Annotated in this window: 10 protein-coding genes; 8 read left to right on the top strand and 2 right to left on the bottom strand. The window is 43.2% G+C overall.

The window, feature by feature from the left end; translation table 11 throughout:
• Nucleotides 1–245: 245 nt before the first annotated feature.
• The 7 genes from V7L05_RS17175 (at nt 246) to V7L05_RS17145 (ending at nt 10,035) form a co-directional block, all read left to right on the top strand.
• On the top strand, nt 246–2,681 hold the full coding sequence (locus V7L05_RS17175; protein WP_335165720.1) for a hypothetical protein: 2,436 nt from the start codon (nt 246–248) through the stop codon (nt 2,679–2,681).
• Nucleotides 2,682–2,710: 29 nt separating this feature from the next.
• Entirely contained in the window at nt 2,711–3,856 is a 1,146-nt protein-coding gene (locus tag V7L05_RS17170; RefSeq protein WP_335165719.1) for a hypothetical protein, read from the top strand.
• A gap of 24 nt (nt 3,857–3,880) precedes the next feature.
• Nucleotides 3,881–4,978 carry a pPIWI_RE module domain-containing protein gene (locus V7L05_RS17165; RefSeq protein WP_335165717.1) on the top strand — a complete coding sequence of 366 codons (1,098 nt, stop codon included), beginning with the start codon at nt 3,881–3,883 and terminating at the stop codon, nt 4,976–4,978.
• A gap of 102 nt (nt 4,979–5,080) precedes the next feature.
• Nucleotides 5,081–6,850 (top strand): RNaseH domain-containing protein, encoded by a 1,770-nt coding sequence (locus V7L05_RS17160; RefSeq protein ID WP_335165716.1) that lies wholly within the window; start codon nt 5,081–5,083, stop codon nt 6,848–6,850.
• Between the two features lie 212 nt (nt 6,851–7,062).
• Nucleotides 7,063–9,117 (top strand): FAD-dependent oxidoreductase, encoded by a 2,055-nt coding sequence (locus V7L05_RS17155; RefSeq protein ID WP_335165715.1) that lies wholly within the window; start codon nt 7,063–7,065, stop codon nt 9,115–9,117.
• Between the two features lie 262 nt (nt 9,118–9,379).
• On the top strand, nt 9,380–9,706 hold the full coding sequence (clpS, locus tag V7L05_RS17150; protein WP_335165713.1) for an ATP-dependent Clp protease adapter ClpS: 327 nt from the start codon (nt 9,380–9,382) through the stop codon (nt 9,704–9,706).
• Between the two features lie 5 nt (nt 9,707–9,711).
• Nucleotides 9,712–10,035, top strand: a complete 324-nt coding sequence (locus tag V7L05_RS17145; RefSeq protein WP_335165711.1) for a DUF2103 domain-containing protein — start codon at nt 9,712–9,714, stop codon at nt 10,033–10,035.
• A gap of 13 nt (nt 10,036–10,048) precedes the next feature.
• Here V7L05_RS17145 and V7L05_RS17140 read toward each other — a convergent pair whose 3' ends face one another.
• Nucleotides 10,049–10,369 carry a hypothetical protein gene (locus tag V7L05_RS17140; RefSeq protein WP_335165710.1) on the bottom strand — a complete coding sequence of 107 codons (321 nt, stop codon included), beginning with the start codon at nt 10,367–10,369 and terminating at the stop codon, nt 10,049–10,051.
• Nucleotides 10,370–10,745: 376 nt separating this feature from the next.
• On the opposite strand from V7L05_RS17140, the gene V7L05_RS17135 reads away from it, so the two are divergent.
• Nucleotides 10,746–10,877 carry a hypothetical protein gene (locus tag V7L05_RS17135; RefSeq protein ID WP_335165708.1) on the top strand — a complete coding sequence of 44 codons (132 nt, stop codon included), beginning with the start codon at nt 10,746–10,748 and terminating at the stop codon, nt 10,875–10,877.
• 111 nt (nt 10,878–10,988) lie between these two features.
• Here the strand turns inward: V7L05_RS17135 and V7L05_RS17130 are convergent, their stop codons facing one another.
• The gene (locus V7L05_RS17130; protein WP_335165707.1) at nt 10,989–11,474 is read right to left on the bottom strand and encodes a molybdenum cofactor biosynthesis protein MoaE; all 486 of its coding nucleotides are present in this window, start codon (nt 11,472–11,474) and stop codon (nt 10,989–10,991) included.
• Between the last annotated feature and the right edge of the window lie 329 nt (nt 11,475–11,803).

Genomic DNA, 11,803 nt, shown 5'->3' with positions numbered 1-11,803 from the left:
TGCTGTTTAATACCTAAGATTATTCATACTTTTGCTAAGTCTCTGATTAACTCAGCCCTGCTGGGTAATTTTGTATGGCTTAGTCTAAACTCCAGATCCAACGTCTGCAACAACGAGAGGACTATATTGAAATTCTTCGTGAACAGGCGACAAAGCTGCCAAGCAGTACCCAGCTTTTGAGTGATGCTGTATTTGAAGAAAGGGTTATCCATAAAATTGAGCAGTTGCGGGAAGGAAAATAGTCTATGAGCCAGATGAGTTTATTTGAAGTACCGACCGAGTTTAAAGACCGCCTCGAACAGTTGAAGGAAGCAGGTTTGGAGCGTACTCAAGCTGAATTGTTGCTTCAGGTAGAGCTTGGCTTTGCTCTCATGGAGTATTTGGAACTTGATGATGAGCCAGTCACCGCACCTTGGGCAATTTTGAGTGGAATGCCTTTGAGACATCCACGCTTACAGAACTTGAATCAAATGGAACGTCGAGCGATCGCCAACACTCGCCAAATAGTTCCATTTTCTGCCCGTTTCGCCTGGTTAGGAGCATTGCGTTCTTATCTAAGAATTCCTCTAGATTGGCGTAACTATCACGAATTCACTCCGCAAAACTGGGATAGCTATATTATTAATGCTGCCAAAAATCTCCGGCATCAAGTTCATCAAGATTTGTACGAACGTTGCTTAAATACCAATTTAGATTTCCGGCTTCGCAAAGTTAAACGGGTAGAAACCGGAACCACTTATCAATTTGAGGCAAAGACAGGAGAAGAGACGGTTATAGTACCAGTCAGATTTACGCAGCAGCAGGTACGAAATGCACAAATACAGCCGTTACCTTGGTTTGCTACAACTCGTTCTCGTACTTCGTTTTCGCTTCGTATTTCAGATTTAGAGTTAGATGCAGCATGGATTGATCAGCGAGAGGAAGAGTTAGCACGGCAATATGGCTGGGATCAAACTGCTAGAGGACACTGGGTTGATCGCTTTCGCAAAATTAACTTCCACAAAGTTCAGCAGAACGGAACACTGTTTCCGCAAGAGGAGCAAATTCTTGAGTTAGATGGCTTCACAAATATTGCAGGCATGGTTGCCTCTGGAAAAACCACGGTTTCGCAGTTGTTTAGTGTTAATGTTGTGCGGCATCATTGCGATCGCCGCATCACTTTAGTCGTTAGTGATGTGCAATCAGCGATTAAACTAGCGAACCAAATTAACTGGTGGTTCTGTAACGATCCAGAGAATGAAGATCCGGTAGCAGTGCCAATCTTGGGGCGTACTCAACGGGATGCACATCTGCGGAGTTTCTCAGCCTCGAAAGATTATCGGGAACATCGGCAACGCGGACAGCCTCACTGGGGTGAGCGTTGGCTAGGCACAGCTTGTCCTCTCCAAGGTCAGCTAAAAGAGCGTGATTTTATTCAACTTCTAGACGGCAAAGCTCTTAAACCGGGAATTGAACCCTGTCATACTCTCAAAAAAATGCCTAAAAGCGATCGCAGCAAGCGACGTAAAAACCTCGGTTCATCCTATTTGTGTCCATTCTTTGATAAATGCCCATCCCAACAAGTTTACCGTGATATGCCAAATGCCCGTGTTTGGATTACAACTCCTGGCGCGATGGCAATGGCAGGATTACCGCGTCATTTAGAGTTGCGCCCGATCAAAATCGGTGAACTCGTTAACGAACAATCAGATTTTGTGGTCTTTGATGAAATAGAAACAATCATCAAGTGGTTTGATGACACTTATGCTGAGGAGGTGGTTCTTACTGACGGTGGGAATAGCGGCGTTTTTGATGATATTGGCGTGAAAACAGAACAATTCTCAAAAACTAACCGTGTTATGCCCCCATCAACACAACGATGGACTGGCGCAGAACGTGATGCACAAAAAGCAATTACAGCAACACTAACCCTACTTGATAAACAGGTTGGACATCAAGTTCTCCGAAATTGGATCAAACGAGGTTACTTTACACCTAACTCTCTTCTGTTCAAATTTGCCCGTCGTCTTGCTGGATTAGAAGAATTTGAACATCCAGATACATCCGATGCGCTTTCACGAGCAAATGCTCGACTTGTACAGCCAATTGTGCGTTATTTTGATGCACTGCTTAACGAGGATGATCCACTGCGGATGCAGCCTTCATCTAATCCAAACCGAGATCCAGTCTTTCGCCTTGCACGTCTTATGCAAGAAATCAATAGTACTGGAGAAAGTGCTTCAGATGAGAATATCTACAGGGCTTGCAGAGCCTGGATTATCGAATTTTTCCCAAATACAGAACGGCGTTTAGCGCGACTGCAAACAGAATTGGAGAATCGCAATCAAAGTTCTCAACAACAACGACGTTCACCTAATGGGGATGAGCCAGATTCAGTAGATACTGTTGAAACATTGGCTTATCGCCTACAATTTGCGCTGACGATCGCCCTTTTAGATCGGCACACTCGAATTGTCTTTTATGAATGGCACAATAGACCGACATCAATCAACGATGATTCACCCCATCGCCGAATGCCTGCTGCAATGTTGAATATTTTGCCATTGCCTCCCACAGGACGACAGTTTGGCACTTATTACTCCAGAGGAAATGATGACGACAAAAGATCCAGATATGGCAGCAATAATGCGCTGACGTTGTTTGCTTACACCAATATTGGACGCTGCTACATCGCTTATTAACAGATTTTAATGGTCAACGTGGCCCTAACGTGCTAGCACTTTCTGGAACATCCTACTTACCAGATTCTACCAGCTTTCACGTTGGCAATCCCCAAGGTGTTTTGATGCCAGAACAGGAGGCCAGAGATGCGATCGCTCAAAGCCACTTCAAATTTCTTCCCCAATTCAACCAAAAGACCCAACCTCTCCGCATTTCTGGTAGCCCCGAACGGCAGAAAATGAGCTTGTTTCAGGAAATAGCGCGATCGCTCGTTGGTAGTAACGGTACAGGTCATCTAGGGCAGGAACTCAGGGAATTAAAGCGCCTTGGAGAAAATGATTTAAATAACCACTGGAGGGATCGCGATCGCCTTCTTTTGCTAGTCAACTCATACGATCAAGCTCGTTGGGCAGCAAACGAAATTCGCAATTGCTGGTCAAGTAAGCAGGACGTTGTTTATCACCTAGTCCCTGACAATATAGACGCTTACACGGAGGATGACTTTGATGAGCAATTTGTCAAACCACCTGATAAGGGTGCGCTCAATCGTGCAGATATTGAAACTTTTGGGCAAACTAAGGGAGAGATACTAGTTGCTCCTATGAATGCGATCGGGCGTGGTTTCAATATTTTGAATGCAAATGGTAAAGCTGCATTTGGTGCTGTTTACTTTCTGACTCGACCATATCCACACCCACATGATACACAAGCGATCGCCCAAGAAATGAACCGTCGCGCTTTAGACTGGGCGGATAAAGCAGATTTTCTAGCATGGCAACAAGGAGACGGAATTGTACAACGTGCTGAAAAGGTGCGCCAACTAGCGGCGCGTTACTGGCGATCGGTTGAGCAACGTTCTTACTATAAAACCCTGCGTGATAATCAGGAATTACTTGCTTTTCCACGATTCGATCTTGCTGCAACTACTGCTGGGTTAGTTATTCAAGCCGTTGGTCGTCTTTTGCGTGGAGGTGTCCCATTTCGTGGTTATTTTGTCGATGCAGCTTGGGCACCCAAGAGTGCTGCAAGGAAAGCTGATCCAGAATTATCTGAACTAGATACAGAAGAGACAAGTCTTCTGGTTGCTATGCTTCTACGAATCTGCGACTACGCCAGCGAGGAAAACACAGTAGGAAATGCGCTTTACAAGCCTCTAGCCGATGCACTGGAAGGAATCGAAGACCTGCATTGGTAAATTTTTTGTATAAAGGAATTCATAATGCCTAAAAAAGACGTGCAACCTCCTATTGTCTTACCTGCCAGAATGAATCTTGCAGAAGATGCTCTTACAGATTTGGAAATTGCGGTACTTGAGTTTCCATTTGCAGAAATTGTTGCGGATTTTCGTAACAGCATGGAAGAAGTTCTCTCGCCTAATCGTAAAAAAAAGGTCTGGATACCATATCGACAGTTAAACAATGGATTGCTTGCCTGTGCATCAACGTTGACACATGGCTTTGAATACTTTGATACAGGCGATTATCGAGCATTAGCTGTGGGAACGGTTGAAAATCCGTTGCGAGTTCCAACACCTGAGCAAATACATGAGTTAGTGATTATTTGGGCGCAGGAGTGGACAAAGCAATTTGATGGTAAAGGGAAAGCAGATCAGGTGAATAGTGTTTGCGATCGCTTCCTTGAAAATATGGCCATAGTTCCTACTAATTGGAATTGGCAACCTATTACTCCAAAAACGCTCATTCAAAACATCAATGCTGAAAAAGGACTGGGATACCAAGCCATTCCTAGTTTCTTGGCAACATTGCTGCATGAAAAAAAATGTGTTATTCGCTCCGGGCAAAGAGAGCAAGAAATCCAGTGGCGCAAGGTACAAGGCGATGGCTCAGGTCGTACTGGACTATTCCTAGTCAGTCAAGCATTTCCGGCACTGTACACAGATGACTATGGCAAAGAAAGGGAAGGTTATTTTGTCTATCGCTTAGATTTTCGCGTTCAGACTCAAGCAGGGCGATTCAACCAAAATGGCAAGCTTAAACCGTGGATTTTTTTGCATTTAAGTTGCCAACGATATGCTCATGAGCCATTAATCGAAACTAATTATGGTCGTGACATCTCTGTGCTGATGGGGATGAATGAGGAACGTTTATCTGGTTACGAAGTAGATTCAACTTTGATCCGTCTTACCATTGAGAACAATGGAAGAGAAGATAGTAATTTGTGGAAATTTCAATTGCCAAATCTGTTAGCTGCATTCAAAGCGCGTCCCCTTGAAACAACCGAAAACATTCGTTGCAACCCTGCTAGATACGGCAATTTAGATAATCATCCTAACTGGAATAGAGATGAATATTATTGAGTTCATGCTGAAGGATATAAGTATCAACATGAAAACCATAAAAAAGGACACAGTATTAAACCAGGATTTAGTTTCCAGGAACGTGGTGATATCGTTGCTCAAGTGTTAGAGCTTCTAGACGGTGTTTTAATATCAGATAATCCAATGCAATCTGATATTCCTGCTCCATCTGGTCAAAAAACACCCTTGGCTATGCGCGATTACGAATATATTTCTCAACCTTCAAGTTTTACAAAACAACAAAAAGAAAAGCTGACTGAAAAAGAAATTAAGCAGCGTGTAGATAACCGTCGTCAAGAAAGACAAACTATCATTGCTGATGCTATTGAGCGGGCATTACAAGGAAAACCCATACATCTTTTTATTCTCTGGCGGGAACGAGATACCTATGATGTAACTTGCGAGACATTGGGTGATGCTTTCCTGCTCAATGAAGGAGAAGATTTTCCAGAGCATATCAAAGTATCATCTGTGTGGATTGATGATCCAAATCTTTTGAAACCCCTCGACACAGGCGGACTCGCACCTAAAGATGGTCAAGAGTTTGATAAACAAATACGCAACCAGCATCAAATGAAACTCGATGCATGGCGCAACTTTTTGAAACATAAGGTTATTGCTTCAATTGACTCTACTACTAAGCCTTACTGTTTTGCGATCGTTGAAATTGGGCAAACGAAAAAGAAGGGAGTTCATCCTAAACAAAGCATTTATAGAGTAGTTCGTGAAGCTTGTGTGTTAGAAAAAATCGGTTCCCAAATGGTGCAAACAGTTAAACCAAAATCATCTGACAAAGAAGATGAAAACACAGACACATCGCCATCTTATAGCAAGAAGACAGAAGGACGTATTTTAAATGCTGTACTAGATGTAACGCTACGCCAGGTTGGGGCACTGTATGGACTGCCCTCAGAAGTCTATGAACGGGCAGGAATACCAAAGGAAATCGCCCAAAACCTAGATGTAATTGCCCTTTGTCGCCGAAAAACCAATCAAGGTCAAGATAATATTCACTATGCCTTGGCTGTTCGTCTGCGGGCAAATGGTGCAGTTGATGTGTTATTTCCCGATCGCAACAATTGGATTCCTTACGCACAGGCGGGGATTGAACTGGGACAGATTTTCTCACGAGTACGCTGCGATCGCAATTACAAAACAGTTCAGTTAAAGGGAATAGAGCTTGCAAAATTTGCGGCAGATGTACTAACGCAAGTAAGCGAAAAACCTACCCTTGTCTTAATCGAAGCCGATGTATGGCGTAACGAACGTGGTGAAGAAAACGGAGGTCAAGCTTGGTTCCAGCTAAAAAATGAATATCTTCTTGCAAAACGGGATATCTTAGACTTCCAACACGTTCCAGGTCATGCTTGTCTATATCCTCGTGACCATAACCAACTTAGTAACCTGCTGGGAATAATTCGCTTCCGCACTGGCGATGAGACAACTCAATACATCACTAATCGACAAGCTTGGAATGAGAATTCTCCAGCACGAGATTTAATTCGCTTAAGTGGTTTTTACGATACCTCTGTACCTGAGTTGCTCCATTACTTCTCTATTGGAAGATTACCAAAAACACAAAAAGCCCAAGATACCCCAACAGCACGCGAACTCTATATGCTTGATTCTGAAAATGACGAATACGGTGTAAATATTGCATTCAAGCACCAGCAGATGTTAGAAATGCTTCCCTTCTTCATTCGTTCGGATTTTCAAAAAACAGAAGAAAGCCTAAAATCACTTTGCCGAGTGCCACACTACTTACGAATCTCACCAGCGTGGTCTATGGGTAATATTCATTCACCATATCCAATGCATTTAGGGAAACAGCTAATAAAGGATCACTTATGCATCCTTGGTGTAGAAGTCTGAATCAATATTTCTCATAGATGAAGGAAAAAGTACTCAGCAATCAGCACTTTTAACCCTGCTTTAATAACTTCAGGTAAATTTAGCCTACATACTCAGTATTTTAGGTGTAAAAATTGTATTTAAATATATTTACTCTTATAAACTTGTGATGATCATTTCTCGGATGCTACCTTCTACAAGGTGACACAGGATTTGGAGCAGTTTTTTTTATCATGAAGGGTAGACACAAAGTAGCTTATAGCTTGACATCGCTGATCAGTCTCAATTTAATATATACCTTAGTTGGATTTGATTTTGCGATCGCCACACCAACGTCTTTGACGAACGCCACACCACCCAGAACGCCAGACAAAAGTATCAACTGTGAAATTTTAGTTGTGGGTGGTGGACTATCTGGCGTCGCCACAGCTTACGAAGGATTACTAGCAGGACGAACGGTTTGCCTTACGGAAATTACTGACTGGCTGGGAGGACAAATTTCGGCTCAAGGGACATCTGCATTAGACGAACGCCCAACTCAGCGAGCTCTCAAATTCTATTCTCGCGGCTACCTAGAATTGCGAAACCGGATTGGGCGCAAATACGGTAAGCTTAACCCCGGTGACTGTTGGGTAAGTGAATCTTGTTTTCTTCCCCGCGATGCTCACAATATTTTGACCCAGATGCTCAAAGATGCCGAAAAGCGCGGCAGAGGAAAGCTGCAATGGTTTCCCAACACAGTAATTAAGGATTTGGAAATCGCTGCTGATGGCAAAATAATTAATAGTGCGATCGCTATCCAACATCAACCAGCAAAAGGCGCGCCACCTCTCAATACTTTTACTTTATCTCAAATCATTGAAGATGCCTATCGCTACGAAAACTCATCTCGATTTACTAAAACTATTCTCCGTTTCATCCCCAAGGCAGCGAAAGGGGATGCTCCTAAATGGTACGTCGTAGACGCTAGCGAAACCGGAGAAATTATCGCCCTTGCTGATGTTCCCTACCGATTAGGCATTGATGCCCGTTCCTACCTAGAACCTTCTGCTTCGGGCACCAACAACGACCCATATTGCCCTCAAGGTTTTACCTACACTTTTGCAATGGAGGCAACCAAGGAACCGCAACCGCAGACGATGCCCCCATTTTATTTAGAATACGTCCCATATTTCAGCTATGAATTAATGCGACTGGCTAACTTTGATTTGGTTTTTACCTATCGTCGCATTTGGAGTCCAAACAAAGGAAAACCAGAAAAATTCGGTGGTGTAAGTTTTACTGCTCCTACACCAGGAGACATCTCCATGCAAAACTGGACTTGGGGTAACGATTACCGCCCTGGAACAGCCCAAGATAACCTGATTTACAGTCGCCAACAGTTAGAAAGTACTGGGCAGTTAAACCCAGGTGGCTGGATGGGAGGATTGCGAACAGAAACCCTCCGCAAAGCTGAGGAAAATGCCCTCTCTTTCTATTACTGGTTGGTAGCTGGGACTACAGATTCCCAACTGGGGGAGGGTATAAAGCAGCAGCAAGCCAACAACCGCTTGTTGTCAGGGCTAAATTCCCCGATGGGGACAGTGCATGGCTTATCAAAATATCCTTATATGCGTGAAGGACGGCGCATCATTGGCCGCCCCAGTTGGGGACAACCCGGAGGCTTTGGTATTTGGGAAATTGATATTTCTCGCCGAAATTATAATGATGAGTATTACTCCAAAACTCTGCCAGCAGATATGTATCGTAGGCTACGAGCAGCACTTGCAGGTTTAGAAGCAGTATCAGTAATTGACGGTAAAGTTTCACCAGACAAAGCAATGCGACGGACTCGTTCTACTATCTTTCCCGATGCTGTGGGTATTGGTCACTACGCGATAGATTTCCATCCTTGCATGGTGAATAGTCCTCCAGAAGCCCCTGGTAACACAGAACGTCCAGGCGAAAGACGTGGTGCAGGCCAAGCTTATCCCTTCCAAATTGCTCTGAGGGCGATGATTCCCCAGAAAATTGACAATTTATTAGTAGGAGGCAAAAGCATTGCGACTAGTCATATTGCTGCTGCTGCCTATCGGGTACATTCCTTTGAATGGTCATCTGGCGCAGCTGCGGGGACTGTGGCTAGTTTTGCCATCCAAAATGCGATCGCACCTTACCAACTAATCGATGACTTACCCAAACAAGAGCCACAACTAGAAACACTCAAACGGCTTTTGCAACAAAATGGGAACCCTACCGCTTTCCCCGATACATCTATTTTTAACGAAAACTGGGATAATTGGCGATAGGGCATTGGGCATTGGGCATTGGGCATTGGGCATTGGGCATGGGGCATTGGGCATGGGGCATTGGGCATTGGGCATTGGGAAAACACTTTCTTCATCTCCTTATCTCCCTTATCTCCCTTATCTCCCCTATCTCCCTTATCTCCCCTATCTCCCTTATCTCCCCACTCCCCACTCCCCACTCCCCACTCCCCACTCCCCACACAATAGACTAAACTATTTACTTATAGTGTAGTTTTGTAAAATTATCTTGCTCAATTGTTCTATGGTTACGACACTTTCAGCAGATGTTTACGAGATGGCCACAGCACCAACTATAGCTCCTGAACGGTCTAATCAAGTTATCAACAAGCCGTATCCAAATTACAAAGTGATTGTATTAAATGATGATTTTAATACATTCCAACATGTGGCTGAATGTTTGATGAAATATATTCCGGGAATGACTGGCGATCGCGCGTGGGATCTGACTAATCAGGTACACTATGAAGGTCAAGCGATCGTCTGGGTCGGTCCCCAAGAACCTGCGGAACTTTATCATCAGCAGCTGCGCCGAGCAGGTTTGACACTGGCACCTCTAGAAGCAGCTTAATCATCATGGGCAAACCCACCGTAGATCCCCTCCGGGCAGCTTCCCAAAAAGCTGCCAGACTGGTTTGGAATCACTCGACACACCTTTCTGGCCTTATTCCCATTTTAGAACGTCTTTGTCAGCACAATGGCATCCAAACCGTGACGCCGGGAGTGATTGGGCGGTCAAAAGGTCATTGTCCAAAAATGCAACTGCGTGTCTCAGTACCAATTCGCGGCGGCTATAAAGTAATTGCACGGCAGGGGAAGACGGTACAAGAGGTGTTTATTTTAACCCCTTTGGCTCAGTCAGAACTGGAAACGGCATTAGCGAGCGCGATGAAATCTTAATCATCCCCAATAATTATTCCTCAACACGGTGTACTGCAAATTTGTGTAGTGGCAGACTAACAATGCAAGAAAAAGTTAAGAAATATGACAGAGCCGTAGTTATTTTCAAAGTCATGAGTACAGATTCCCAGTCGGGTAAAACTATTTTCTCCATACCAAAGGCTACACAATAAACTAGCCAGTAAGTAAAGCTCATTCTAAACAAAATCCGCTCTGTTTCTTCCATCTCATTTTTTTGCTCCTTACCGTCCCACAATAATACCAGTCCAATAATGCAAGCTACAAAGGAAACAGCAACTACAAATTCGTGACAAAATATATTTAACGAATGCATTTGTGTTTATCCCCACATTTTTCAGTTGAGATTCAGTCTAAAGGAATATTCCTTGCAGAAATACAAAATATTTACAAACCTCAATAGAGTCATGCAGTTTATGTAAACAAATGCAACAAAAATAGTTGTTTTACAAATCTAGATATTTTTAATAAAAATTAAGTATTTCTGTTAAGTAAGCGTTGAAAGTCCAAACGCTAAACTTTAACTAGTTCCGTGGGTTTAAGTCCCCCGGTTCTATAACCGGTAAGTTTTGTGTTGGGGTAAAATCCCCATTACAAAACTTAATTACGAACGCGAGTGCGTGCCGGAGGCTCTATTACGAATTACGAATTACGAATTATTTTAATACTGGTGCTATTGGTGGAGGCGTGCAATGTCCGGTTTAGGTTTGATTGGTTGGGGCACTCTGTTAGGTATTGCGATCGCCAGTGTTAACACTTTACTGGGGAATTGTGCGATCGCTCAAATTACTTCAAATGGTACTCTAGCCATAAACGTAGGTTAAAGAACTCTCAACCAGCAACTAGGGCAGCACAGATCATAGTTTGCTAATTGCTGGATGAATTGCTGCGTGTTCAAGAGATTGGACTTGTTTGAAGACAATAGCTCAGAAATCTTAACAATTTTCTCCTGATGTTTCACAAGCACCGATACTCACCCAGCAGCTAGAACCATCTTCCCAATGCTCTTTCTTCCAAATGGGGGCATTGTGTTTGAGGGTATCAATAGCATACTGACAAGCTTCAAACGCCTCACTCCGATGAGGACAACCCACTGCTACTAAAACGCTAATTTCTCCAACTTGCAAACGTCCCGTGCGATGATGAATCACTACCCGATTTACATCAGATATAGATAAGCGAATATCAGCAGCAATTTGATAAAATATCCGCAATGCCATAGGTTCGTAAGCTTGATACTCTAGAGCAATTACAGATTTACCATCAGTTTGATTGCGAACCACGCCACTCATTATAACCACAGCACCGTTGGCTGGATCGTCAGACTTGGCGTAGATTTCTTCAAGAGACAATGGTGCAAAGCTAATGGCAAAACTATCTTCGGCTCTTGGTTTAACAGCTGAGGTAAGTGTAGTAGTCATAACTGCGTTGGTATTATGTGAGCTTTTTCTATTGTCTCTGAACAAAACGCTTCTGGTGTATATTTAGTTGCTCTTACTAATGCTTTTGGGCAAAACAAAAATTTTTGAGATTACAACTATTTTCAGGTAAATAGACCACGCGGGTAGGGGCACAGCAATGCTGTGCCCCTACGACAGATATGGTTCAAATACATGATTTCTGCTGTAATAACAAGAAAAATTTAATCTATGTAAATTACTGTATAATTAACATAGTTATTTATATTACTACTTAGCTATCTTAGTCTAAGTAATTTTATCTCCCCACAAAAAATTATTAGGGTGTAAAT

Source organism: Nostoc sp. (genome assembly GCF_036917755.1).
GTDB lineage: Bacteria > Cyanobacteriota > Cyanobacteriia > Cyanobacteriales > Nostocaceae > Nostoc.
Note: the sequence above shows the minus strand (reverse complement) of the source record. Positions and strands in the feature narration are given on the sequence as shown.